Origin of the sequence: Streptomyces sp. NPDC007157 (assembly GCF_040634235.1) — a bacterium.
Taxonomy (GTDB): Bacteria; Actinomycetota; Actinomycetes; order Streptomycetales; family Streptomycetaceae; genus Streptomyces.
Genome location: NZ_JBEYFE010000013.1, coordinates 253,390 through 278,903, shown reverse-complemented (window position 1 = coordinate 278,903; position 25,514 = coordinate 253,390). Strand labels below are relative to the sequence as shown.

The window sequence follows — 25,514 nt, the reverse complement described above, 5'->3', positions numbered from 1 at the left end:
TCCGTTCCGAGCATTCTGCCGCGTGAACGAGGCGGGTCCCCGCCGTACCCCGTCGGGATCCGGGGCTACGGCAGGGGCGCGGGAGGAAGATCCTGCCCGCACCCCGTTCCGTGGCCGTAACGCTGCCATTACAGCGTCTTTTTGGCCATGCCTACGGCATGGTCATGACCGTCGGGTCAGGAGGTCTTGACCACGATCGAGCCGTCCTTGATACCGGCCTCGGCCTTCTTCAGCGCGGCCTGGATGTCGGCGTTGCTCTTGAAGGCCGGGTTGGAGTCGGACAGGCTCACGCCGCCGGTGGTCAGGCTGGCGCGGATCTCACCGGTCTCCGGCTTGCCGTCGTGGACGGACTTGGCCAGGTTGTAGACCGCGCCCGCGACGTCCTTCATGGCCGAGGTGAGGATGGAGTCCTTGTACTGGGCCAGCGCGTCCTGCTTGTACTGGTCCGAGTCGACGCCGATCGCCCACACCTTGTGCGCGGCGGCCGACTGGATGACACCCTGACCGGACAGACCGGCGGCGGCGTAGACGACGTCCGCACCGGCGTCGATCTGGCCGTCCGCGGCGGTCTTGCCCTTGTCCGGGCTGGAGAAGCCGCCCTCGGCCGCGGTCTCGGTCAGGTACTGCGACTTGACCTTGACGCCCTTCTTGGTGTCCGCGACGCCCTGCTCGAAGCCGGCCTCGAACTTGTGGATCAGCGGCACGTCCACACCGCCGACGAAGCCCACGGTGTTGGTCTTGGTGGCCTTGGCGGCGGCGACACCGGCCAGGTAGGACGCCTGCTCCTCGTGGAAGACGAGGTCGGCGACGTTGTCGGCCTTGATGGTGTTGTCGTCGATGATGCCGAAGGTGACCTTCGGGAACTTCGCCGCGACCTCCTTGACGGCCGGCGCGTAGGAGTAGCCGACGCCGACCACCGGGTTGTAGCCGGCCTTGGCCAGGGTCTCCAGGCGCTGCGCCTTGTCCGCGTCCGACTCGCCGTCCTGCGGCTCGACGGCGGCGGACTTGTAGCCGTACTGCTGGTCGGCCTTGTCCATGCCGGCGGTCGCGGCGTCGTTGAAGGACTGGTCGCCCTTGCCGCCGACGTCGTAGGCGAGAGCCAGACCGAGGTCCTTGCCCTTGCTCGCGGAGGACGAGGTGGAGGAGCTGCCACAGGCGGAGACTGTGACGGCGAGAGCTGCGGTTGCAACGCCTGCAACCGCGAAACGGGACACCCGGCGCATGGAACTTGACTCCTTTGTGCAAGCGCCCAAACCAGGCGCTGGTTCCGCGGCAGCGTAACGCGCGTAGACCAGACGGAAAACCCCCAATGTCCGGTCCGTTATCTAGCTGTGGCCACAGTCACCGTCCAAGGCTACGCACAGCAGTGCGCCCCTTGCAGGAGGCAAGGGGCGCAAGGACTGCAACGGCGGCGCTCAGCCGGCCGCGCCTTCGTACGGCGGGCTCACCCGGCCGTACATATATGTCGGATCACTTGGTGTTGACGGTGACCTTGCCGTCGATGATGTCCTGCTTGGCCTTCTCCACGGCCGCGACGACCTTGGTCTGCGCCTTGTACTTCGGGTTGGTGTCCGCGAAGCCGACCCCGCCGGTCTTCAGGGTGCCGTTGACGACACCGCTCTCCGGCTTGCCCTCGTAGACGGACTTCACCAGGTCGTACACCGCGCCACCGACGTTCTTCAGCGCGGAGCCGAGGATGTAGTCCTTGTACTTGGCGAGCGCGTCCTGCGCGTACTGGTCGGAGTCGACGCCGATCGCCCACACCTTGGCGGTGGCGGCGGCCTCGATCACGCCCTGCCCGGACAGGCCGGCCGCGTGGTAGATGACGTCGGCACCGGCGTCGATCTGCCCCTGGGCTGCCGTCTTGCCCTTGTCCGGGCTGGAGAAGCCGCCCTCGGCCGCGGTCTGGGTCAGGTACTGCGACTCGATCTTGATCTTCGGGTCGACCGACTTGGCACCCTGGTCGAACCCGGCCTCGAAGGTGTGGATCAGCGGAATGTCCACACCGCCGATGAAGCCGATGTGGTCCTTCTTGGTGGCCGAGGCGGCGGCCACACCCGCGAGGTACGACGACTGCTCGGCCGCGAAGACCATGTCGACGACGTTCTTCGCGTTGATCGTCGAGTCGTCGATCATGCCGAAGGTGATGTTCGGGTACTTGGCGGCGACCTCCTTGACGGCGGGCGCGTAGGAGTAGCCGACCCCGATGATCGGGTTGTAGCCGGACTTGGCGAGCGTGTCGAGGCGCTGCACCTTGTCGGCGTCGGACTCGCCGTCCTGCGGCTCGATGTCCCGGCCGCCGATGCCGAACTCCTTCTCGGCCTTCTGGAAGCCGGCGAAGGCGGCGTCGTTGAAGGACTGGTCGCCCTTGCCGCCGATGTCGTAGGCAAGGCCTATGCCCTTGCCGTTGTACTTGCCGGACGAGTTCGTGGCGGTGTCACCACTGTCCTGGCTGGACTTACCGCATCCCGCGGCGGCGAGGGCGATGACGGCGACGGTCACCGCGGCTTGGGAGACCCTCGTCCTGCGAGAGATTCCCCTAGAGACAAAACGCACAGCAAGCACCCCTTCGTCCCCACGGCACCGTCACCGGCCCGCTTCCCCAATCGGCCACCTGTGGTGGCGATTCCGGCGCACAGTAACGCGCGTAGAAGGGAAGGGGAACGGGGTTTCTCATTGCCGTTATCGAACCGTGCCGACCCCGGGTTACAGGGAGAGATCGCGGGTTACGCCGGGGTGACACAAGGGGACGAAGGGCAACCGATCGGGCGCCTTCGTCCCCTGGGGCCAGGTGACCGTTTCTCCAGCCTTTCGATACGACTGCCGCCGTTCCCGCTAGCGGGTCGCGTCGATGAGGGCGGCGGCCGTGAACAGCTCCACCCCGACCGTGATGGCCCGCTCGTCGGCGTCGAAGTCGCCCTGATGCAGGTCACGCACGGTCCGCTCGCCCGGCGTCCGCACCCCGAGCCGCGCCAGCGCGCCCGGCACGTGCTCCAGGTACCAGGAGAAGTCCTCGCCGCCGAGGCTCTGCTCGGTGGTCTCGATGGAGTCGGTGCCGCGCCGGGCGGTCATCGCGTCCCGCAGCAGTTCGGTGATCACCGGGTCGTTGACGACCGGCGGCACCCCGCGCACGTAGTTGATCTCGGACTTGGCCCGGTGCAGGGTCGCGACCTCGTCGATCGCCGCGTGCACCACGTCCGGCGCCTGCCGCCAGGCGGCCAGGTCCAGGCACCGCACGGTCCCGGAGAGCTCGGCGTGCTGCGGGATGACGTTGGGCGCGTGCCCGGACTCGATCCGCCCCCAGGTCACGGCGAGCCCGCTGCGGCTGTCCACGCGCCGCGCGATGAGCGCAGGCACGTCGACGGCGACCCGGGCGGCGGCGGTGACCATGTCGGTGGTCAGATGCGGCCGGGCGGTGTGCCCGCCGGGCCCGTCCAGTGCCACCTCGATACGGTCGCAGGCGCTGGTGATGGCGCCGGTCCTGAGCCCGATCCGCCCCGCGTCCACCCGCGGGTCGCAGTGCACGGCGATGATCCGCCCCACCCCGTCCAGCGCCCCGGACCCGATGGCGTCGGCGGCACCGCCGGGCAGCACCTCCTCGGCGGGCTGGAAGAGCAGCCGTACGGGCCGCGGCAGCAGCCCCCGCCCGTGCAGGTCGGCGAGGACGAGCCCGGCGCCCAGCACCACGGCGGTGTGCACGTCGTGCCCGCACGCGTGCGCCCGGTCCGGCACGGTGGACCGGTAGACGCACTCGGTCTTCATGTCCGGGATGGGCAGGGCGTCGATGTCGGCGCGCAGGGCGAGCACCGGCAGCCCGTCGGCCTCGGGCCCGATGTCACAGATGAGCCCGGTTCCCATGGAGAGCACCCGCGGCCTCAGACCGGCCTTTTCCAGCCGTTCCTTGATCGCGGCCGTGGTGCGGAACTCCTGGTTGCCTAGCTCGGGGTGCATGTGCAGGTCGCGCCGGAAGGCTACGAGTTCGGCGTGCAGCTCCTCGCTGAGCACACCGGGGAGCACATCCCCTGGGAGGTCGGCCTCGGACTCTAGGGACATCAATTGGTTCACCCTCTGAAGGGTAGGACGCCCGGGGGGTCAACTGCCCCGAGATCAACAAAAGTTCAGCCCGTTAGGGGAAGAAAATCTGACCGCGATGGCATGACCTCGGACGTGGCTGGGTAAAACCTATGTTTCCTCTTCCACGGATACCACGCCGCACGGCAATCACGCCGTTTCTGTCCACGTACCGAAACAGCACCGGGCCGGAACGGCGACTTCGCGACACGCGGGCACGCCCGCCCGGTAGCGTGCGCGACCGTGACGGACTCGGAGACGACCGACTTCATAGAAACCACCCGTACGTCCTACGACGCGATCGCCAAGGACTACTCCGCCGCCTACCCCGGGCTCCCCGACCTTCCGGTGGACATGTCCCTGATCGGCGCCTTCGCCCGGCTGGTGAAGGCGAACGGCACCGCCCCCGTGGCCGACCTGGGCAGCGGCCCCGGCCACATCACCGCCCACCTGAACGAGCTGGGGGTCCCGGCCTTCGGCATCGACCTCTCCCCCGCCATGGTCGCCCTGGCCCGCGAGGCCCACCCCGACCTGCGCTTCCACCGGGGCTCGATGACGTCCCTGGACCTGCCCGACGCGACCCTGGGCGGCATCGTCGCCCTCTACTCGATCATCCACGTCCCCGACGCCCACCTCCCGGCGACCTTCGCCGGCTTCCACCGCGTCCTGGTCCCCGGCGGCCATGTCCTGCTGGCCTTCCAGAAGGGCGAACAGCCCGGCCTCCACCTCACCGAACGCTTCGGCCACGAGATCGACCTCCACTACCACTGGCGCCCGGCGTACGCGGTGGGCGACATGCTCGCCAAGGCGGGCCTGGAGGTGGCGGCCACCCTGATCCGCGAGCCGCTGGACGGGGAGAAGCGGCCCAGGGCGTTCGTACTGGCCCGCAAGCCCTGACGTACCGGGGGTGCGGCGGCCGGAGGCATCAGACCTGAGCGACCTGAGTACGGCGCACACATTCGGTGACGACGTCCCGCAGGCTGCCGGTGTCCGCCAGCAGCCGCCGCTGCTCGTCGGCGCCGTTACCGTCCCGCAGCAGCCGCTGAACGGCCTCTTCCACCATCGCCAGGTCGCCGCTGTCGGCGAGGGCGTCCCGGGTGTGCGCCAGCAGCGCGCCCAGGACCGCCCGCGCCGACCGGGGCCGCAGGGTGACGGGGTCCAGCAGTTCCCCGCCGAGCCCCGAGCGGGCGGCGCGCCAGCCGGCCATCCGCGCCAGCCCCACGCCGCGGTCCACGGGCTCCCGCCCAGCCCGCCACTCCCGCCCCGCGGTCTCCACCAGGGCACGGGCCAGCGCGGCCACGAGCACGGCGGTCCCGGCGCGCAGGCACACGTCGGCGACCCGGATCTCCACGGTCGGATAGCGCCGGGCGAGCCGGGCGTCGAAGTAGACCATCCCCTCGTCCAGGATGACGCCGGTGGCCACCATGTCCGCGACCAGCCGGTGGTACCGCGCGGCGGACCGGAACAGCTCGGCCGGCCCGGCGGACGGCCAGCGCGCCCACACCCGGCTGCGATAACTGGCGTACCCGGAGTCCCGGCCCTGCCAGAAGGGTGAATTGGCGCTGACGGCGACGAGCACGGGCAGCCAGGGCCGCACCCGGTCCAGGACCCCGACCCCCTCCTCGTCCGACTCCACGGAAACATGCACATGACACCCGCAGACCAGTTGCTCCCGGGTGGCGATCCCGTACTGCTCGGCCATCCACTGGTAGCGCCGGTTGACGCTGACGGAGGGGCTGACCGGCAGCGGCGAGCTGGCCAGCGCGGCAACGGCGCACCCCAGCTCCCCGGCGAGCCGCGCGGCCTCCTCACGACACCGCACGATCTCTTCGCCGAGTTCCGCCATCTCCGCCTGCGGCCGGGTGGCGAACTCCAGCATCTGCCCGTAGAGCTCCTTCTCGAACACGTCCTGCCCCGGATCCGCCAGCGCGGCCCGGGCCAGCACCGCGGCCGCCGACGCCTTGGGCTCCCCCGTCTCCGGGTCCACGAGCAGAAGCTCTTCCTCCACTCCGACGGTACGCACCCGGGGCCGCCCTCCATCCGTGCCACCACCGACCGCGGCGGCCTCTGCACCCCCGACTTCCCACGACGGCCGGGGGGACACCTGCCGGACAGCGGGCGCCCCGACGCTCACCCCTCGGCGAACAGCTGACCGCCGCAGGGGGCGGCCGGGTCCCGCTGCCCGGCCGCGGTCATGCCGGCCTGGCACTGATCGAGGCGGCGTGAACGGGCCGCCGGCTACACCGGGCTCGTCACCGCCGTCAGCCGGTGCACGTCCTTCGCCGTGCCGGTGACACCGGAGAGGAACCCCTGGGCGCGCGGCGACGCGTTCTCCGTCAGCCAGGCCGGGTCGATGTCGCACACGGCCACCCGGACGCCCGTGCCGACCAGGGCCAGGGGGAGGGTGTGGACGACCGTCGAGGGGAAGCTCAGGATCGTACGGCCGATCGGGCCGCGGCGGGCGATCAGTTCGAGGGGGAGGTCCGGGCGGACTATCTCCAGTCCCGTCTCGCCCGCGAGGCGGTGGAGTTTCTCCGTGCTCTCCCTGCGGTGGGCGAAGTAGCGCCTCGCGCCGTGTGCCTTCGCCAGGGTCTGGACGGCCTCCAGATAGCGGTCGCCGTCCACGACGCCGGTCTCCACCAGGGAGGTGCCGACCATGTCCGCGCCCTTGGTGATGCGCGGCGGGCCGAAGCGGGCCCTGGTCCAGCCGAAGTCGTTGGCGGTGACCGTCACACCCGCCGGGGTCTCGGTCACCGGCATGGAGGAGAAGACCTCCACCCGGCGGCCGTCGCTGGGCGTGAGGCGGCGGCGCGCGGAGGAGGAGACGGGGGCGAAGAGCAGGTCCCGGGCGCCCGGGCGGCCGCCCTTGCGGTGCCAGCGGACCAGGCGTTCGCCGCGCGCCAGCTGGGCCACGAACTCCATCGTCGCCGTGCCGTCGTCGACGACGACCAGGTCACGGGCGCGGGTGATGGTCAGGAGCAGCTGCACGTAGCGGGAGAAGGGATCGCCCATCACGATGCGGTCGGCCCGGCGGAGCGAGCCCGCCAGGCCGCCGATCGTCTGGAAGGGGGCGGCGGTGCCGCCCCGGGCTTCCTCCCAGCGGACCCGGTAGCCCTCGTCACGGGCCAGGTCCGCCATACGGCGCAGCTGGCCCCGGGTCATGGGGTCCGTCGGGGACAGGACGACGATCGTGAGTTCCGCGCCGGGTGCCGCCGCCGATATGGCGACCGATGCGCGACGGACCTGCGAGGGCACCGTCGGCACCGGCTCCACCGCCCCGCGCAGGGCGTGGACATGCGCCCACTCCAGCACGTTCAGCAGCTGCACCGGACTCTCGACGAACGCGAGTGTGTGGGGGCCGGGGTTCCCGGCGCGGGGGCTCATCGACGTACGACCGTCCCGTCGTCGTAACACAACAGACGTATCTTCAGGATTCCAGCGGTGTCAGACCTGGACCGGCTCGCCGGCCGCCGCGGCGATCTCCGCCTCGGCGACGACACCGGTGACGCGGCGCAGCTTCTTCATCGGGCCGAGCTCGGAGTCGTAGACCTTCTTGACGCCGTCGCCCAGGGAGGCCGAGATGGTGCGGATGTCGCGGACCAGGCGGGTGAGGCCCTGCGGCTCGACGGAGGCGGCCTGGTCGGAGCCCCACATGGCGCGGTCCAGGGTGATGTGGCGCTCGACGAAGGTGGCGCCGAGGGCGACCGCGGCGAGGGTGGTCTGCAGGCCCGTCTCGTGGCCGGAGTAGCCGATCGGGACGTTCGGGTACTCCTTCTCCAGCGTGTTGATCACGCGGAGGTTGAGCTCCTCGGCCTTCGCCGGGTAGGTGGAGGTGGCGTGGCAGAGCAGGATGTTGTCCGAGCCGAGGACCTCGACCGCGTGGCGGATCTGCTTCGGGGTGGACATGCCGGTGGAGAGGATGACCGAGCGGCCGGTGGAGCGCAGCGCCTTCAGCAGCTCGTCGTCCGTCAGGGACGCGGAGGCGACCTTGTGGGCCGGGACGTCGAACTTCTCCAGGAAGGCGACGGCCTCGGTGTCCCACGGGGAGGCGAACCAGGCGATGTTCTTGCTCTTGCAGTACTCGTCGATCTGGCGGTACTCGTCCTCACCGAACTCCACGCGGTGGCGGTAGTCGATGTAGGTCATGCGACCCCAGGGGGTGTCACGCTCGATGTCCCACTGGTCGCGCGGGGTGCAGATCTCCGGGGTGCGCTTCTGGAACTTGACGGCGTCACAGCCGGCCTCGGCGGCGACGTCGATCAGCTTGAAGGCGTTCTCCAGCTCACCGTTGTGGTTGATGCCGATCTCGCCGCAGATGTAGACGGGCTTGCCGGGGCCGACCTCGCGGGAACCGAACGTGCGCAGACGGGAGTTGCTCATGACTGTGGGGTGTCCTTACTTCGGGAGGGAATCGAGAGAGGGGCCGAGGATCCAGCTGGCGATCTCTCGGATCGCGCCGTCGCCACCCGGGACGGTGGTGACCGCGCGTGCGGCGCCGCGTACGACGTCGTGGGCGCTCGCGACCGCCACGGGCCAGCCCACGAGGGCGAAGCACGGGAGGTCATTGACGTCGTTTCCGACGTAGAGCACGCGCTCGGGAGCGATGCCCTGCTCCTCGCACCACTGCTTGAGTGCGAGGTCCTTGCGGTCGATGCCGTGCAGGACCGGGATCTGTAGCTTCCGGGCCCGGGCGGCGACGACCGGGTTCTGCTCCGTGGAGAGGATCAGCATCCTGAGCCCGCTCTTTCGCAGGGCGGCGATGCCGAGTCCGTCGCCGCGGTGCACGGAGACGAACTCCTTTCCATCGGCGTCGATCAGCACCCGGTCGTCGGTCTGGGTGCCGTCGAAGTCCAGTACGACCGCGTCGATGTCGTCGGCGGTCGGCAGCGAACCGGGGCGGTCCGCGTCGAAGAGGGTGGCCAGCGCGCGGGCGCGGGCCAGGTCGTGCGGGTCGTCGATCTCCAGGACGCGGGCCGGGTCGGTGCGCACCAGCTCGGTGTTGCCGAAGAAGCGGTGCCGGTGCTCGCGGAAGCCGTCGGCGCGCATCGCGTAGGCGGCGCCGGTCTCCAGGAAGTCCTGGGGGCGGTCCTGGCGGCGGGGGCGGAAGGACTTGTCGTGGTTGACGCCGAAGCCGCCGCTCGCCGTGGCCGTGTCGGCGACGACCGGCACCGGGGCGTCCACCTCGTCGCGCCAGACGAAGCCGTGGAAGGGCGCCACGGTCAGGGCCGTGTCGGCGCCGTTCTCGACGATCGCGCCGGCCACCCCGTCGATGTCCTCGCGGATGATGAACGGGCTGGTGCACTGCACGAGCAGCACCACGTCGACCGGGGCGCCGTGCAGCGCCTCGTGGGCGTCCATGGCGTGCAGGACGGCGGCCTCGGAGGTGGCGGTGTCACCGGCGATGGCGGCGGGGCGCAGCACCACCTCGGCGCCGGCGGACCGGGCGGCCGCGGCGATCGCCTGGTCGTCGGTCGAGACGACGACGTCGGTCACCAGGCGGGAGGCACGGCACTCGCGGACGGCGCGGGCGACCAGCGGGACGCCGCCGACCGGGAGGAGGTTCTTCGCGGGCACGCCCTTGGAGCCGCCGCGCGCGGGGATCACGGCGAGTACCCGGGGTACGACCGTTTGGGGGTGGGACATCGGCTCTGTTCCTTCGGATGCGTGGAGCTGGGCTCCTTGGCGCGGGATCCGGTCGCTCACAGCTCTCCCATTCGTCGGATCACGGGGGCCACCCGCTGGACGCCGTGGCGGTAGGCGCCGCGCGCGGCCCGGCGCACGATCTGGCGGACGGGGCCCGGTGCCTTGTCGGCGGCGGGCGCGCCGGGCAGCGGTACGCCGTCGGGGCCGAGGTGGTGGCGGGCCAGGATGCCGGGCAGGTAACCGGGCGCGGTCTCGGGTGTGTAGTACGGGTTCAGGGGCGGCAGCCCGCCGGGCCGGCCGAGCAGCTTGGCGATCCGCTCACGGCCGGCGTCGAACGCGGTGGCGTACGAGCCGTCGGCGGCGACGCCCTGCCGTGACACCCACTCGGCGTCGGGCACCGGGCGGTGTCCGGCGTCGAGCTGGTCCCAGGAGGCGAGGCAGCCGGAGCCGACGAAGTGGTGGTTGCCGAACGTCTCGCGGACCCCGAGGTCGGTGAGGACCACGGTGGGGATGCGCCGGTGCAGGGCTTCCAGGGCGGCCGTCGAGCTGACGGTGACCAGGAGGTCCGTGCGGTCGAGTACCTCGCCCATGTGCCCGTACACCAGGCGGAAGTTGGCGGGCACGTCCATGCCCTGGACCAGCTTCTGGTACGGCAGTTCCTCGATGTGGGTGGTGTGCTCGCCGGGCTTGGAGCGCAGCTTGAGCAGCACCTCCCGCCCGGGGTGCTGACGGGCGTGCCGGATGAGGCGGTTGAGCAGGTACGTACGGTCCTTGCGGCTCTCGGGGACCGAGGGCTGGGCCGCGAACACCACGGTGTAGGGCTCGTGTTCACCTTCGTAGGGGTCCCCGCCGAGGAACGGCAGCGCGACCTCGGTCACCGAGGATGAGTCGGCGCCCACCCCGTCGTACACGGCCCGGAAACGGTCCGCGTCCTGACGGGAGTTGGCGAGGACCAGGTCCGCGCCGTGTCGCAGCAGCAGGCCGTCGGCGAGCTTCTCGTAGACGACGCCGACATAGCCGGTGACGACGACGGGCCGCTTCGCGCGGCCGGCGAAGACGCTGCGCAGCCCGTGCAGCATCGCCTGCACCCCGCCGCCGACGAGCGAGAGGACGAGGATGTCGTACGACTCCGTTCCCTCGGGGTCGGCCTCCGTGCCCGCGGGGCCGGCTTCCATGGCACGCAGGAACTCGACGGCCGTCACTTCGCGGAGCGAGTCCGCGTGGACGCCGACTTCCTGGAGCTGGCGGGCGGTCGGGGTGGCACGGCCGCGCAGGAGATAACCGTCGAGCCGGACGTCCGAATCGTCGCTTTCGTCGGGGATCAGGCGCTTCGCGGTGAGCGCCCCCCACTTCCACCGAGTATCGGAATCCGCCAGGACGGCCACCCGCAGGGACTTCGTTGCACTTGCTGGCACATCCAAGACGCTAGGAAGCGATTCCGAGGATCTCCCCAACCCGAATCCAACAAAGGGTTAACAACACATCGCCGAATGGCGAATCAGCCCAGGATAAGCCCTGAAAAAGCCCCGATTCATAGCTTCGACACATGTCGTTCACCTGGCGTCAAGACAACGGTCAGGACGGATGACGGGCGCCCCTCTAACGTCCCCCACGTGGTCAAGCTCTCCGTCATCGTGCCGTTCTACAACGTGCAGCAATACGCGCCCGACACCCTGAGGAGCCTGCGCTCGAACGCGCGTGAGGACTTCGAATTCATTCTCGTCGACGACTGCTCGACCGACGGGACACCAGAGATTCTCGCGCGAGCCGAGCGCGAGCTGCCAGGCGCGGTCCATGTCAGACACGAGCTGAACGGAGGGCTGGCCACCGCGCGCAACACCGGCATCGACAAAGCACGCGGCGAGTACGTCACCTTCCTGGACGGCGACGACTGGCTCGCGCCCGGCTACTACCCGGACCTGGTCACCGCGATCGAGTCGCTGGGCTGCGACTTCGTCCGTACCGACCATGTGCAGTGCACCGCGCGCGCCCGGGTCGTGCACCGGGTGCCGGTCGGCCGCCGCAACACCGTCATGAACCCGCGGGAGGCGATCCTGCCGACCGACCGGACGACCTCCGTCGACTACGCGTACGCGTGGGCGGGGGTCTACCACCGCCGGCTGGTGGACAAGGGGCTCGTCCACTTCACGGACGGCCTGCGCACGGCCGAGGACCGGCCGTGGATCTGGAAACTGCACCGGGAGGCCGAATCCTTCGCGGCGGTGAACCTGCTCGGCGTCTTCTATCGGCGTGGCGTAGCCTCGTCACTCACGCAGATCGGAGATGTCCGTCAGCTCGATTTCATTCGCGCGTTCGACCAGGTGATCGAGGAAACCGCACAGGACGCGGACGCGAAGGAACTCCTGCCGAAGGCCGTCCGTACCTACTGCGCCATCATTTCCCATCACCTGGGATCCATCGAAAGGTTCGAGCCCGCGGTGGCGAAAAAGCTGAAATCCATGAGTGCCGCCGCACTGCGGCGCATGCCGCAGGACGTGCTGGACGAGGCCCTGGACTCCATGGACCTCCAGCGCGCCACCAAGCTGCGCCGGCTGCGCCGCCGTCCCGCTCCCGCGGGGGCCGCCGCGTGACCACCCAGATCTTCCAGGCGTCCACCCTCTACGGCACGGCCACCCTCGCCGCCGCCCTGGACTCCGGCGTCTTCCGCCCGGCCGACCGGCGCATCCTGCTGGTCTGCAACAACGCGGCCACCCCGGAGACCACTCCGGGCCTGGACGTGGCACCGGGCTTCGAGCGGCTGCGCGACCGCTTCGACGACGTGATCTCGTACAACGAGACGATCTTCCCGTTCCACCCCGGCGGCTGGGCCCCGCGCCCCGAGGACCTCCCCCTGTGGGAACGCTTCCTGCGCCACGAGTGGCGGCTCGGCGACGACGACGTGGAGCTCGCCGTCGAGTCCATCCAGGTCAACCCCTCGCTGAGCCTGACCCAGATGTTCACCGGCGCCCCGGTCACGGTCTACGCCGACGGCCTGATGAGCTACGGCCCGACCCGCAACAAGATCGACCCGCTGATCGGCACCCGGGTGGACCGGGTCCTCCACCTCGACCTGGTGCCGGGCCTGAAGCCGATGCTGCTCACCGAGTTCGGTGTCCCCGGCGAGGTCGTGCCGACCCCGGCCTTCACCAAGGTGCTGGAGGAACTGGCGCCCAGCGGCGACGAGTTGCCGGTGATCGAGGAACCGGCCCTGCTGCTCGGCCAGTACCTCTCCGCGCTCGGCATCCTCTCCCCCGAGCAGGAGGAGAACCTGCACGTCCGGATGCTCAAGGGTGCCGTCGAACTCGGCCACACCAAGGTCGTGTTCAAGCCGCACCCCTCCGCCCCGGCCCGCTTCGTGCACACCCTGGAGCAGGAGGCCGAGAAGCTCGAGGTCGACCTCACCGTCCTGGACACCACGGTCCTCGCCGAGGTGCTGTACCAGAAGATGCGCCCCGCGCTGGTCGTCGGCTGCTTCTCCACCGCGCTGCTCACCGCGTCCGCGCTGTACGGCCTGCCGACCGCCCGGATCGGCACCGACACGCTCCTGGACAAGCTCACCCCGTACGAGAACAGCAACCGCGTCCCGGTCACCGTCGTCGACGCGCTGCTGCCCTCGCTCACCGACCGCAAGGCCGTCGAGGAGCAGCGCGCGCTGCTGACCGTCGGGGAGCTCACCGAGCTGCTCCGCGCGGTGGGCTTCGCGATGCAGCCGAAGATCCACCCGCAGCTGCGCCAGGAGACCGAGCGCTATCTCACCAAGCACCTCAACGACACGACCATCCGCTACTTCAAGCGCAAGCGCCTGACCTCGCTCGCGCTGCCCGGCGGGGTTCCGGCCCAGCTGGGCTTCCTGCCGCGCAACGCGACGGTGCGGCGGATGGCCCGCAAGGCACGCAACCTGCGGCGGGTCGTCCGCCGCTAGGCGTTCCGTCAAGCGCTCCAGGCGTTCCGCCAAGCGCTCCACTGGAAGCGACGTGTCATGCCGTCTGCGGCGCCGTTGTGGCTGGTCGCGCACTTCCCCGCGCCCCCAGGCGGCGGCTGCGCCGCCGATCAGGGGCGGGTCCATCCGGACCCGCCCCTTCGGTGTCACCGGCCCAGGATCTTCTTGATCGTGGCGCGGTTCTCCTCGGTGACCTTCCACAGCTGCTGCTGCCGGTCGTGCACGTCGGCGACCGTACGGCTGTGGTTGTCGAGGATGCCGATCGCGCGCTCGGTGAGGATCTCGCCGAGGTCCCGCTCGTGCACCGAGACGCCCCACTCGGGCCGCTCGATGTCGTTCAGGAAGTACGCCATCTTCGGGTGCGAGATCAGCGAGATGATCGGCGTGCCGACCCCGAACGGGATCATGCCGGCGTGCCCGCGCATGCCGATGACCAGGCGGGTCTTGGCGTAGGTCTCACGGATCTCGTCGTTGGAGAAGTCGTACATCGGGATCACCGGCAGCGAGATGCCGTGCTCGCGGCGCAGGTCGAAGGCGATCTTCTCGTCGTCCAGCGAGTGCGCGACACACTTGACCTCGGTGTGCTCGCCGATCTTGCGGACGGCCTTGGCCATCTCGGCCAGGAAGTGCCCGTAGTCGTGGCCGAAGCGCAGCCCCGCGCGGTCGTAGGCCGCGTTGAGCATGACCGTGTCCTCGCGGTACGCCGGGTCGCTCCAGCCGGCCACCAGCTGGCGCATGACCGTGGTGGGGCAGGGCTGGAAGACGACCTTGTCCTGGAGCTCCGGCGGGAGCATGCCGCGGACCTTGGCGATGGAACCGTGGTTGCGCAGGCCGAAGAAGGACGACTTCTCGACCAGCAGCCGCAGGCTCTCGTTGAACCGGTTGGCCCGGTAGGACTGGCCGTCGAAGGCGTTGAAGCCGACCGCGTAGACCATGATCGGGACGTCGATGGCGCGCAGGTGCTCGTCGGGGACGTTCCACTGCCAGGCGCTGTTGCCGTTGGGCATGGTGTCCGGGATGAACAGACCGCCGCCGCCGATGACCAGACCCCGGCGGGCGTTGACCCGCTCCAGGGCGGCCTGGTCGAAGTAGCGGTGGGCGTGCACCGAGTGCCAGCGCCGGGAGGAGGTGTCCGGGCCGAAGCCGAGCCGGACGGTCTCCGGGAGCAGCTTGTCGCCGGCGTTGCCCTGCCGGTCCATGTAGAACGCCACGTGCGCCAGCTGGTCCTCGGCGCTGCCCTGCTCCTGGGAGGGGACGGCGGCCGCGCGCTGCGCCCACAGGCGGCTGGGGCGGTGCGTGGGGTCGACGGTGAGGCCGGCGGTGGCGTACTTGAGGGCCTCGGTGTTGTCGCCGTGCACCCAGGCCATCTGGGCGAGCCGGGAGAAGGCGGTCGCGGCCCGGTTGGGGGCGGCGGACGCGAGCAGCAGCTGGGTCTTGGCCTCGTCGTAGCGGGAGACGCTCATCAGGGCGTGGCCGAGCACCTCGTGCGGCCAGGCCTCGTCCAGCGCGATGCGGACGCCGCTGAGGACGTCGACGGCGTCCTGGTAGTCACCGGCCCCGATGTGCGCGGCGGCCACCTTGCGGGCGATCTCCACGTCACCGGTGCGCTTGACGTGCGGGGTGCCGAAGTGGACGACCAGGTCGTGGTGGAGGCCGCCGGAGGAGGCGAAGTAGGCCGCGTGGAACTCGGCGTCGCTCATCTCGAACTCGCGCCAGCGGTCCTCGGCCTGCGCGTACCCGGACTCGCCGCCCTGCCAGGGCTTGTGCCGCCCGGTGAAGTGCAGGATCTTCGTCTCCTCCGGGACCGGGAGGTCGCCGGAGAGCCGCCGCTTGACGAAGTTGTACTTGGCGTCGAGGCGGACGAAGTCGCCGTCCAGGACGGCGTTCAGGATGCCCTGGTCGTGCTTGTCGAGCTCGTACTCGCCGCTGCGGCCGGTCTTGTCGATCTTCGCGCAGAACTCGTCGGACAGGTACTCCTTCTGGATCACCAGAAGACCGGAGTTCAGCTTGTGCTGCCCGTAGAAGAACTGCGGCACGGCCGCGAGGCCCTCGCGCAGCTCCAGGAGCTCGCCGAGACCACCGAGGACCACCATGTCGGTGTCCAGGGTGATGATCGTGTCGTAGTCCCGCAGCCGGAAGATGTCGAGGATGAAGTACGCCTTGCGGACCAGGTAGTTGTCCTGGTCGCCCTTGACGTACGAGTCGTAGTGCGTGTCGTTGACCCGCTGGAGCACGATGCGCGGGTGCAGGGCGCGGATCTTCGCGATGGAGGCCGGGCGCAGGTCGTCGTAGAGCACGACGAAGTCCTCGCAGACGCCCGGGTTGGACAGGGCGAGGCTGCGCAGCAAAACCAGGAAGCCGGGCAGGTAGTTCTCGTCCACGTAGGACGCGAACGCGATCCGGCGCTTCTTGGTGAGGGCGCTCGCGTCGGTGTTCGGTATCGCCGGGGTGAAGGTCGTCGTCATCGCAGGGAGATCCTCATGTCGCTCACGCTCTGGGCCCGCCGCATGACCCAATCCTTCTCGCTGGTGTATTCGTGCACCGAGGTGATGGCCAGCTTCATGGCCTCCTGCACGCGGTAGGCGCCGCTCTCGTAGAAGTCGAACCCGATCAGGTCCAGGGTCGGGCTGACGTCCAGGAAGTCCAGCAGCCAGAGCATGTTGAAGCCGGAGGTCGGGATGCCCGACCAGGCGTCGGCTCCGATCTGCCCGATGTTGCGCATCGGCCAGCGCAGCGACTCGTCGCCGAGGTACTTCTGGGCGCCGGGCACCAGCTTGTTGCGCAGCGAGTGCTTCCAGTCACCGGAGACGCCGCCGAAGATCAGCCGGGTGGTCACCGGCTTCTCCCAGTTGAAGGCGTGCTTGTGGATGCTGACGTGGATGTCGGTGCGCTCACCGGTGTGCTTCGGGTCGATCTTGTACGAGTTGAAGCGCACGACCAGGTCGTAGTCGTCGATCTCCTTGCCCATGCCGCTGGCGCCCACCCGGCCCGAGTTGGCGATCAGGCAGATCGACTTGCCGGCGATCTGGTTGCGGAACTCGCCGAGGGTGATCCACTGCACGCCGTCGAAGGTCGGGTTGCCGACCGGGCCGCGCATCCTGATCCGGCGCTGCTCGGCGTAGAGCGCGACGGCGTCGGTGAGACCGGCGTCACCGCCCTCGGCGAGGCGCAGGTCGAGGTACTGGCTGAGCAGCTCCTGCCGGTCGTTCACCGGCGCCTCGTCCTCGGCCAGCGCGAGCAGGGCGCCCACCAGGCGGGGCTCGGCGGCCTTCCAGTCGCCGATGGCCTGCAGGGCGAGGCCTTCGGCCCAGGTGGCCGTGGAGGGCTCGCGGACGTGGTCCGTGGCGGTGGGGACCTGGCGCCCCAGGAGGTCCAGGAGTTCGCGTTCGCGTTCGGCGGCGCGGCGCAGACCGGAGATCCGGTTGGCGACGCCGAAGCCGTCTTCCTTGGTGAGTTCGAGGTAGCGCTCGTAGGCCTCGACGGCCTCGCTCTCCTCGCCGAGTCCCTCCAGGATGCGGGCACGCAGCCGCCAGCCGGCGCGGGAGTTCTTACGCTGGGCGAGCACGGTGTCGCTGATCACCAGGGCGAGGTTCAGCTCGTCGTTGTAGCCGCACTCCAGGGCCTTGTTGGCGACCGCGAGCAGGGCGTCCAGCAGGTCGTTGTTGATACCGCCGGAGGGGCTCGCCGCGCCCTTGACGGCGCGCTTGAGAAGCGCCGTCGCGCCGCCGGCCGGGGCGGGCGCGGGCGTGGTGGTGCCTTCCGTGGCTACGACCACCAGCAGCTTGCGCAGCTGCTCCGCCAGCTCCGCGCGACGGCGGTCGAGGCTGCCGACCACTTTGCCGCTGTGCACAGCGCAGGCGTGCAGGCAGTCGTCCAGCTCCCCTCCGCGCGCAGGTGCCCGCCTGTTCTGGACCCTCGTCATAGCTCTCCTGATTTTGCCAAGCAAAGCTTGTGCAACTGCTGTGTGTGGTGGAGTGCCCCGCACAGGGGGGATGGATGGAGAAACTAGGAAGCCAAAACGACCATATGGTTAACGAACCCCGACGGGTAAGAGAATGGTTAGCAGGTTCACCGCACACTTTCTATGATTCCCCCAGGTGACGGTATTGGGCTTCCCACGTCCCGGGGACATGGTGAACAGATCGGATGATTAACCGCCCGGACCCGGGTAAGCGTCTCGGACCATGTCTCTCGCCACCCCCACAAAGACGCTCCCGCCTGCGAAGACTGCCGTCGCCCCGGCGTCACCCGGACGACCGCGCACCCGACTTCTGGCCCTCGACGGACTGCGGCTCGTGGCCGCGCTGATGGTCTGCCTCTACCACTACACAGGGCGCGGCGGAGTCGTCTCCGCGTCCTGGCACCAGAACCCCGCCCACGTCTTCCCGACCCTGTCCCGGGCGGCCGTCTACGGCTGTCTCGGCGTCGAGTTCTTCTTCGTCATCAGCGGCTTCGTGATCTGCATGAGCAGTTGGGGCCGCTCCCTCGGCGACTTCTTCCGCTCCCGCGTCGCCCGCCTCTACCCCGCCTACTGGGTCGCGCTGGTGCTGATCACCGGCGCTTCCCTGGTCCTGCCGGCCGTGGTGCACGCGGTCCGGTTCGACGAGTTCCTGGTCAACCTGACGATGCTGCAACAGCCGATGGGCGCGCCCCGCGTCCTCGGCGTCTGCTGGACGCTCTGGGTGGAGGTGCGCTTCTACGCGCTGTTCGCGCTGCTCGTCGTGCTGCCAGGCGTCACCTACCGCAGGGTGGTGCTGTTCTGCTCGGTGTGGACCCTGGCCGCCGTGCTCAGCACCTCGGCCGGCGGCCCCTGGACCGAGCTGGTCGTCATGCCGCAGTACGCCCCCTACTTCATCGGAGGGCTGGCCCTCTACCTCGTCCACCGCTTCGGCGGCGGGGTGCTGCCCTGGGGCATCGTGGCGCTCTCCTGGATCCTCGGGCTGCGCATGGCCACGGAGGGGCTGTGGCACGCCGGTTCGCCCCGGAACCCGTACGTGGTGATGCTCGTCGTCACGCTGGCCTACGCCGCGGTGGCGGCGGTCGCCGCGGGCTGGACGCGCTGGGCGGCCTGGCCCTGGCTGACCACGGCCGGGGCGCTGACGTACCCGTTCTACCTGGTGCACGAGCACCTGGGCTGGTTCGTGATCCGGGTGCTGCACCGGGGCTGGGGGCTGCCGCCGTGGCCCACGCTGGCGGTGACGGTGCCGGCCATGCTGGGCCTGGCCTGGCTGATCCACCGCTATGTGGAGCGGCCGTTCGGGCTCCGGCTGAAAACGGCGTTGAAGGGCGACGCCCGCACCCGGCGTCCGGTCTAGCCGACCCGGCCGGTATCGCGGAGACAGCGAATTCGGCGCCTTGCCGGCAGGCCGGCGTCCGTCGGCAGGGCGCCGTGCCGGAAAATGATTTGACTTGACGCCCTCCTTGCCTTCCTACGCCTTCTCGGCCACTCCGAATGCCTCCTTTGCCCGGCATTTCGGGACTCGGCGAACAAACAGGCCGACACTGTTCGCGGGCGTGCCCCTCTCCCGGTTCATTACCCTTTCCCCGCATTGGTCTGCAATGCGCTCCGCGGGCCGGGCACGAGGAACGAATTCGAGCTGAATTCCAATGCCTCTCTCCGTACCTGGAGGCCCTCCGTCCAATTGATGCAGGCGGCCGATAACCACGCTTGTGAGATCGACTCGTGCGCTCCTAGCGTGAGCCCGGAACAAGCCCGGCAAGATCGAACCGAACAGAGGAGAGCTCGTGAAGTCTCGTTTCCGCCTGTCGGCCGCTGCCGCTGTGGTGTCCCTGGCGGCGTTCGGCGCGGTGGGGGTCTCCACCTCGCCGGCGTCCGCCTCGACCGCCACCTGTTTCGGGTACACCGGAAACCTCAACGAATACGGCGCGGACTTCGTGGACTGGCAGTACGGGCCGGACGAATGCTTCGGCGTCGCCCCGTCCGGCACCATCTGGCACACCTGGTCGGGCGCGGGCAGCTGGAAGGAAATGCCGGGCGGCGGAAAGGCCGCGGCCACCGTCGGCTACTTCGAGTCCTCCGCCGGGAAGGCCATCAAGGTCGTGACGGCGGCCGGCAACTACTACTGCAACTACGACGACTACGCGACCAATACGTGGGGCGGCTGGTACCTGACGAACACCGACCACTGCTGAGCCAGGAAAACCCGTTCCCGGGCGGTCGCAAAACCGCCCGGGAACGGGTTTTTTCTGACTGGGACCGGTACCACGGCGCCGAGTTCCTGTCATTTTCTTTTTTCAGGGTGCCGCGGACGACACAGATTTCCCCGTCACACGCCGTACCGCGCCTCGACACCCGTGATGATGATCTCCAGGCCGGTCTCGAACTGGCTGTCGTAGTCGGTGAAGATCTCCCGGCCCGCCGCCGCCGACAGGGGGAAGTCGGCGAGCCGGCGGGCCCGTTCCTCCATGTCGTAGCCCTCTCGGCGTTCGCCGGGGAGGGGCTGGACGCCCTGCTCCTCCGTGACGAAGCCGATGGTGTAGGCGTTGACCGTCGCGCCGATCACGGCCGCCTGGGCGAGGGTGAAGCCGGCCTCTGTCATGACACGCAGGTAGGCCTCCTGTTCAGGAGCGTGGTCGATGCCCGTGAAGCGTGAGCCGCTGTAGACCTTGGCGCCGTCGCGATAGCCGAGCAGGGCCGCGCGCAGCGCGCCGCTCACCGTACGCAGCCCGTCCTGCCAGGTGCCGGAGGGGTCGAGTCGGGCGCCCGCGACCATCCGGCGGTACATCTCCGTCGCCATCTCGTCGAGCAGCGCCTGCTTGTCCTTGAAGTGCCAGTACAGAGCGGGCGCCTTGACGTCCAGCTCCTTGGCGATGGCCCGCAGGGTCAGCCCGTCCAGGCCGACCTCGTTCAGCAGGCGCAGGGCCGTGTCGGCGACCCGGCGGCGGTCGAGGGGTGCGCGTCGTTCCGTACTCACGCTTGACAGCTTAACAGCGTTAAGTGCAGCCTGGTCACCGACGGCACTTAACGACGTTAAGGAGATGTGTGATGGATGTCCTGATCGTGGGCGCGGGCCCCACCGGACTCACCCTCGGTATCGACCTCGCCCGGCGCGGGGTGGACGCGCTGGTCGTGGAGGCGGGCGAGAAGCTGTTCGCCGGCTCGCGCGGCAAGGGGATCCAGCCCCGCACCCAGGAGGTCTTCGACGACCTCGGGGTGCGCGAGGCGCTCCGCGCGGCCGGCGGCCCCTACCCGCCCCAGCTGTTCTGGAAGAACGGCGAGCGGCTGGAGACGCGGCCGATCTTCGACGAGGTGACCGCGGACGAGGGCGCGCCGTACACCGATCCGCTGATGGTCGCGCAGTGGCGGACGCAGGAGGTGCTGTACGCGCGGCTGCTGGAGCTGGGCGGCCGGGTCGGGTTCGGGCGGACCCTGACGGACCTGGAGCAGGACGCGGAGGGGGTGACCGCCCACTTCGCCGACGGTACGACCGCACGGGCGCGCTATGTGGTGGCGGCGGACGGGGGCCGGTCGGCGGTACGGCGTGCGGTGGGCGTCGGGATGACCGGCGAGTCGGTCGACCCGAACCCCTTCCTGGTGGCCGACCTGCGGGTGCGTGGCCTCGACCGCGACCACTGGCACGTCTTCGTCGGCGCCGACGGCAACGGCGTGGCACTGTGCCCGCTGGCCGGCACGGACGACTTCCAGCTGGGCGCGAAGCTGCCCGAGGGCACCGAGGCCGACCTGTCCCTGGAGGGCGTACGGCGCCTGGTGTCGACGTACAGCCACCTCGACGCGGCGGACGTCACCGAGCTGCGCTGGGCCTCCGACTTCCGCCCGCGCGCCGCCCTGGCCGACCACTTCCGGGTGGGCCGGGTCTTCCTGGCCGGAGACGCCGCCCATGTCCACTCCCCGGCCGGCGGCCAGGGCCTGAACACCAGCGTCCAGGACGCCTACAACCTGGGCTGGAAGCTGGCCGCGGTGCTGGCCGGCGACGCCCCGGACGCGCTCCTGGACACCTACGAGGAGGAGCGCCGCGCGAACGCCGCCGCCATGCTGAACCTCTCGACGGGCGTCCACCGCGGCGAGGTACGGCGCGGCGAGGCGACGGTCCAGCTGGGAATCGGCTACCGGGAGTCCTCGCTGAGCGCGGAGACCCGGGCGGACCCGGGGCCGGTGCGGGCGGGCGACCGCGCGCCCGACGGACGGAACGCGGACGGGGTGCGGATGTTCGACGCCTTCCGGGGACCGCACTGGACCCTGCTGACCCCGGAGCCGGTGGACGGCATCGGCGGTCTGCCGGCCCCGGAGGCGTACGGCCCCGGTGTGTTCCTGGTCCGCCCGGACGGCTACGTGGGCTGGGCGGGCGGGACGGCCGAGGGGCTGCGGGAGTACGCGGCGCGCACCGGGGCCTTCGGGGTCGCGTAGGGCGCGCAGGCCCGCGGTGCGTGGGCCGTCCGGTGGCTCAGGCGGGGCTCAGGTCGAGGTCTCAGGTCGGCGGCTCAGGTCGGGAGCTCAGGTCGGGGTCTCAGGCGCTCGCCAGCGTCAGCTTCAGCGCGAAGCCCAGGAACAGCGCCCCCGCCGCCGAGGTCGCCGTCGCCGCCAGACGCTTGCGGCGGCGGAAGGCGGCGGCCAGCCTGGTGCCGCTGAATATCAGGGCGGTCAGGTACAGGAAGCTGGCCAGCTGGGCGAAGGCGCCGAGTACGACGAAGGACAGCGCCGGGTAGGCGTACCCCGGGTCCACGAACTGCACGAAGAAGGCGACGAAGAACAGGATCGCCTTCGGGTTGAAGAGGCTGATCACCAGGGCGCGGCGGTAGGGCCGCTCCTGCGTGACGGCGGCCGGTGCCGGACCGCTCTCCTCGGCCGCGCGCTCCCGCCGGGTCCGCCACATCGACCGGGCCGCCCGCAGCATGCCGATCGCCAGCCAGGTCAGATAGCCGGCGCCCGCGTACTTCACGATCCCGAACAGCACGGCGTTGGCCTGGAGCAGCGAGGCGACCCCGGCCGCGGACAGCGTCATCAGCACGGTGTCCCCGCACCACACCCCGGCGGCGGCCGTGTAGCCCGCCCGTATCCCCTGCCGGGCGGCGACCGAGAGTACGTACAGCGAGTTGGGGCCGGGCAGCAGGACGATCAGGACGAGGCCTGCCAGATAGGTGGGGAGATCGATGACACCGAACATGCGAAGAAGTCTCGCACGGGGGTCTGACACCGCACCCGCCCGTGCGGGTCGGAAGGCATCCGCCGGAATCAGAAGGTGTCCACCGGGGTGTAGGTGCCCCACACCTCCCGCAGCGCGTCGCACACCTCGCCGACCGTCGCGCGGGCCCGCAGGGCCGCCTTCATCGGGTGCAGGACGTTGTCGTCGCCCTCGGCGGCCCTCTTCAGGGCGGTCAGGGCCGAGTCGACGGCCCGCCGGTCCCGTTCGGCGCGCAGGAGTGCGAGCCGTTCCGCCTGCCGGGCCTCGATGGCCGGGTCCACGCGCAGCGGCTCGTACGGTTCCTCCTCGTCGAGCCGGAAGCGGTTGACGCCGACCACCACCCGCTCCCCCGCGTCCGTCTCCCGCGCGATGCGGTAGGCGTTGCGTTCGATCTCGCCCTTCTGGAAGCCGGCCTCGATCGCCGCCACCGCGCCGCCCAGTTCCTCGACCCGGCGCATCAGACCGACGGCCGCGCCCTCCACGTCGTCGGTCATCCGCTCCACCGCGTAGGAACCGGCGAAGGGGTCCACCGTCGCCGTCACGTCGGTCTCGTGGGCCAGGACCTGCTGGGTGCGCAGGGCGAGCCGGGCGCTCCGGTCCGTCGGCAGGGCGATCGCCTCGTCGAAGGAGTTGGTGTGCAGCGACTGGGTGCCGCCGAGGACCGCGGCCAGGGCCTGGACGGCCACCCGGACCAGGTTCACCTCCGGCTGCTGGGCGGTCAGCTGGACGCCCGCCGTCTGGGTGTGGAAGCGGAGCATCAGCGACCTGGGGTTTCGGGCCCCGAACTCCTCCCGCATCACCCGCGCCCAGATCCGCCGCGCCGCACGGAACTTGGCGACTTCCTCCAGGAGCGTCGTACGGGCCACGAAGAAGAAGGACAGGCGGGGTGCGAAGTCGTCGACGTCCATGCCGGCCGCGACCGCGGTCCGCACGTACGCGATGCCGTCGGCGAGGGTGAAGGCGATCTCCTGCGCGGGGGAGGCCCCGGCCTCGGCCATGTGGTAGCCGGAGATCGAGATCGTGTTCCACTTCGGGATCTCGGTACGGCAGTACCGGAAGATGTCCGCGGTGAGCCGCAGGGACGGACCGGGCGGGTAGATGTACGTGCCCCGCGCGATGTACTCCTTGAGGACGTCGTTCTGGATCGTCCCGGTCAGCCGGTCGGCACTCACCCCCTGTTCCTCGGCCACCAGCTGGTACAGCAGCAACAGCACGGCCGCCGGGGCGTTGATCGTCATCGACGTCGACACCTGGTCCAGGGGGATACCGCCGAACAGCACCCGCATGTCGTCGACCGAGTCGATGGCCACGCCCACCTTGCCGACCTCGCCGTGCGCCAGGTGGGCGTCTGAGTCGTGGCCCATCTGGGTGGGCAGGTCGAAGGCGACGGACAGGCCGGTGGTGCCGTGCGCGATCAGCCGCCGGTAGCGGGCGTTGGACTCGGCCGCCGTACCGAAGCCGGCGTACTGGCGCATGGTCCAGGGGCGGCCGGTGTACATCGTCGGGTAGACGCCCCTGGTGAAGGGGTACGACCCCGGGTCGCCGAGTTCCTCGGCCGGGTCCCAGCCCGCGAGGGCCGACGGGCCGTAGACCGGCTCGACGGGCAGTCCGGACTCCGACTCACGGACCATGGTGGCCGACCTCCGCGGTGCGCCGGTGCGACGGTGCGTCGCACTTCCCACCATGCTCCCTTGTTCGGCGGCGGTCACGCGGGGAAGCATCATCGGCATGAAGGTCTCGGGGTACTCAGGGATCGTGGGGCGGCCCGCCGGCACGCTCGCCTCGGCCGCCGTACTCGCGGCACTCACCGCGCTCTGCGCCTGCACCGTGCAGCCGCCGGACGGCACGGACGGCACGGACGGCAAGGGGAACTCGCCCGTCCATATCGAGCTCCCGCACAGCCGGACACCCGGCGGAACAGCCGGCCCGGCACCCGGCACGGCATCGAGCCGGCCGCCCGGTGCGACCCCCGCCCCGACACCGTCCGCCGTCGAGACCACCCCGCCGCACATCGTCTTCACCCGCGGCGACACCGGTACCGGTGTGCGTGAGCTGCAGGCCCGGCTGCGCCAGGTCGCCTGGCTGTTCGACGGGCCGACCGGGACGTACGACGACCTCACCGCCGAGGCCGTCAAAGGCTTCCAGGGCAGGCGCGGGCTGCCGCAGACGGGCGAGACCGACGCCGTGACCTGGCAGCGGCTGCGGCGGATGACGCACACGCCGGGGAAGTGGGAGCTGTACCTGATGGGCGGTCAGCCGGCCGCCGCGCCCGACCCGCGGTGCCTGACCGGACGGGTGCTGTGCATCAGCAAGACCAGCCGGACGCTGCGCTGGATGATCGACGGGCGCACGGTGTCGACGATGTCGGTGCGGTTCGGAGCCCAGTACACCCCGACCCGTGAGGGCGTGTTCCACATCTACTGGAAGTCGCTCCACCATGTGTCGACGCTCTACCACTCGCCGATGCCGTACGCGATGTTCTTCAGCGGCGGCCAGGCGGTGCACTACTCGTACGACTTCGCGGCCCGGGGTTACGCGGGCGGCTCGCACGGCTGCGTCAACGTCCGGGACGAGGCGGCCGTCTCGGCTCTCTTCGCGCAGGTGCGCAACGGCGACAAGGTCGTCGTCTACTGGTGAGGAACGGGAGGTGTGTGGGGCGCGGGCGGGACCGGGGGAACGTGTCCCGCCCGCGCCGAGTG

The 25,514-nt window shown here is 70.2% G+C and carries 20 protein-coding genes; 7 read left to right on the top strand and 13 right to left on the bottom strand.

Going from position 1 to position 25,514, the window contains the following annotated elements:
* Positions 1 to 176 precede the first annotated feature (176 nt).
* From ABZ642_RS24740 to ABZ642_RS24730, 3 genes are all read right to left on the bottom strand, one after another.
* Positions 177 to 1,223 (bottom strand): BMP family ABC transporter substrate-binding protein, encoded by a 1,047-nt coding sequence (locus tag ABZ642_RS24740; RefSeq protein ID WP_360487957.1) that lies wholly within the window; start codon positions 1,221 to 1,223, stop codon positions 177 to 179.
* A gap of 247 nt (positions 1,224 to 1,470) precedes the next feature.
* Positions 1,471 to 2,502: a BMP family ABC transporter substrate-binding protein gene (locus ABZ642_RS24735; protein ID WP_360487954.1), complete on the bottom strand. Its 1,032-nt coding sequence runs from the start codon at positions 2,500 to 2,502 to the stop codon at positions 1,471 to 1,473.
* 333 nt (positions 2,503 to 2,835) lie between these two features.
* Positions 2,836 to 4,053, bottom strand: a complete 1,218-nt coding sequence (locus ABZ642_RS24730) for a M20 family metallopeptidase (RefSeq protein WP_360487951.1) — start codon at positions 4,051 to 4,053, stop codon at positions 2,836 to 2,838.
* A 261-nt stretch (positions 4,054 to 4,314) separates the two neighbouring features.
* On the opposite strand from ABZ642_RS24730, the gene ABZ642_RS24725 reads away from it, so the two are divergent.
* On the top strand, positions 4,315 to 4,968 hold the full coding sequence (locus ABZ642_RS24725) for a class I SAM-dependent methyltransferase (protein WP_360487949.1): 654 nt from the start codon (positions 4,315 to 4,317) through the stop codon (positions 4,966 to 4,968).
* A 28-nt stretch (positions 4,969 to 4,996) separates the two neighbouring features.
* Here ABZ642_RS24725 and ABZ642_RS24720 read toward each other — a convergent pair whose 3' ends face one another.
* The 5 genes from ABZ642_RS24720 to ABZ642_RS24700 form a co-directional block, all read right to left on the bottom strand.
* On the bottom strand, positions 4,997 to 6,094 hold the full coding sequence (locus tag ABZ642_RS24720) for a glutamate--cysteine ligase (protein WP_360487946.1): 1,098 nt from the start codon (positions 6,092 to 6,094) through the stop codon (positions 4,997 to 4,999).
* A gap of 215 nt (positions 6,095 to 6,309) precedes the next feature.
* Positions 6,310 to 7,455, bottom strand: coding sequence for a hypothetical protein (locus ABZ642_RS24715; RefSeq protein WP_360487943.1), 1,146 nt, complete (start codon positions 7,453 to 7,455; stop codon positions 6,310 to 6,312).
* 60 nt (positions 7,456 to 7,515) lie between these two features.
* Positions 7,516 to 8,451: an N-acetylneuraminate synthase family protein gene (locus tag ABZ642_RS24710; protein ID WP_360487940.1), complete on the bottom strand. Its 936-nt coding sequence runs from the start codon at positions 8,449 to 8,451 to the stop codon at positions 7,516 to 7,518.
* Between the two features lie 15 nt (positions 8,452 to 8,466).
* Positions 8,467 to 9,714 (bottom strand): N-acylneuraminate cytidylyltransferase, encoded by a 1,248-nt coding sequence (locus ABZ642_RS24705; protein WP_360487937.1) that lies wholly within the window; start codon positions 9,712 to 9,714, stop codon positions 8,467 to 8,469.
* 56 nt (positions 9,715 to 9,770) lie between these two features.
* A complete protein-coding gene (locus tag ABZ642_RS24700) occupies positions 9,771 to 11,129 on the bottom strand; it encodes a DUF6716 putative glycosyltransferase (RefSeq protein ID WP_360487934.1) in 1,359 nt (452 codons plus the stop codon).
* A 198-nt stretch (positions 11,130 to 11,327) separates the two neighbouring features.
* Here ABZ642_RS24700 and ABZ642_RS24695 point away from each other — a divergent pair, with 198 nt between their 5' ends.
* Both ABZ642_RS24695 and ABZ642_RS24690 read left to right on the top strand, forming a co-directional pair.
* Positions 11,328 to 12,305 carry a glycosyltransferase family 2 protein gene (locus ABZ642_RS24695; RefSeq protein WP_360487931.1) on the top strand — a complete coding sequence of 326 codons (978 nt, stop codon included), beginning with the start codon at positions 11,328 to 11,330 and terminating at the stop codon, positions 12,303 to 12,305.
* Positions 12,302 to 13,636 (top strand): alpha-2,8-polysialyltransferase family protein, encoded by a 1,335-nt coding sequence (locus tag ABZ642_RS24690; protein WP_360487928.1) that lies wholly within the window; start codon positions 12,302 to 12,304, stop codon positions 13,634 to 13,636. Before ABZ642_RS24695 ends, ABZ642_RS24690 begins: the two co-directional genes overlap by 4 nt.
* 164 nt (positions 13,637 to 13,800) lie before the next feature.
* On the opposite strand, the gene ABZ642_RS24685 is transcribed toward ABZ642_RS24690, so the two are convergent.
* Both ABZ642_RS24685 and ABZ642_RS24680 read right to left on the bottom strand, forming a co-directional pair.
* On the bottom strand, positions 13,801 to 16,119 hold the full coding sequence (locus ABZ642_RS24685) for a glycosyltransferase (protein WP_360487925.1): 2,319 nt from the start codon (positions 16,117 to 16,119) through the stop codon (positions 13,801 to 13,803).
* Positions 16,116 to 17,576 carry a glycosyltransferase family 29 protein gene (locus ABZ642_RS24680; RefSeq protein WP_360487922.1) on the bottom strand — a complete coding sequence of 487 codons (1,461 nt, stop codon included), beginning with the start codon at positions 17,574 to 17,576 and terminating at the stop codon, positions 16,116 to 16,118. Before ABZ642_RS24680 ends, ABZ642_RS24685 begins: the two co-directional genes overlap by 4 nt.
* Before the next feature lie 262 nt (positions 17,577 to 17,838).
* On the opposite strand from ABZ642_RS24680, the gene ABZ642_RS24675 reads away from it, so the two are divergent.
* On the top strand, positions 17,839 to 18,969 hold the full coding sequence (locus ABZ642_RS24675) for an acyltransferase (RefSeq protein WP_360487919.1): 1,131 nt from the start codon (positions 17,839 to 17,841) through the stop codon (positions 18,967 to 18,969).
* Positions 18,970 to 19,399: 430 nt separating this feature from the next.
* The gene (locus ABZ642_RS24670) at positions 19,400 to 19,807 is read left to right on the top strand and encodes a hypothetical protein (protein WP_360487916.1); all 408 of its coding nucleotides are present in this window, start codon (positions 19,400 to 19,402) and stop codon (positions 19,805 to 19,807) included.
* A gap of 134 nt (positions 19,808 to 19,941) precedes the next feature.
* On the opposite strand, the gene ABZ642_RS24665 is transcribed toward ABZ642_RS24670, so the two are convergent.
* Positions 19,942 to 20,589, bottom strand: a complete 648-nt coding sequence (locus ABZ642_RS24665; RefSeq protein WP_360487913.1) for a TetR/AcrR family transcriptional regulator C-terminal domain-containing protein — start codon at positions 20,587 to 20,589, stop codon at positions 19,942 to 19,944.
* A gap of 71 nt (positions 20,590 to 20,660) precedes the next feature.
* Here ABZ642_RS24665 and ABZ642_RS24660 point away from each other — a divergent pair, with 71 nt between their 5' ends.
* A complete protein-coding gene (locus ABZ642_RS24660; protein ID WP_360487909.1) occupies positions 20,661 to 22,040 on the top strand; it encodes an FAD-dependent monooxygenase in 1,380 nt (459 codons plus the stop codon).
* A 100-nt stretch (positions 22,041 to 22,140) separates the two neighbouring features.
* On the opposite strand, the gene leuE is transcribed toward ABZ642_RS24660, so the two are convergent.
* Positions 22,141 to 22,797, bottom strand: coding sequence for a leucine efflux protein LeuE (gene leuE, locus ABZ642_RS24655; RefSeq protein WP_360487906.1), 657 nt, complete (start codon positions 22,795 to 22,797; stop codon positions 22,141 to 22,143).
* Positions 22,798 to 22,865: 68 nt separating this feature from the next.
* Positions 22,866 to 24,446 (bottom strand): methylmalonyl-CoA mutase family protein, encoded by a 1,581-nt coding sequence (locus ABZ642_RS24650; protein WP_360487903.1) that lies wholly within the window; start codon positions 24,444 to 24,446, stop codon positions 22,866 to 22,868.
* 97 nt (positions 24,447 to 24,543) lie between these two features.
* Here ABZ642_RS24650 and ABZ642_RS24645 point away from each other — a divergent pair, with 97 nt between their 5' ends.
* On the top strand, positions 24,544 to 25,452 hold the full coding sequence (locus ABZ642_RS24645) for a L,D-transpeptidase family protein (protein WP_360487900.1): 909 nt from the start codon (positions 24,544 to 24,546) through the stop codon (positions 25,450 to 25,452).
* Positions 25,453 to 25,514 lie beyond the last annotated feature (62 nt).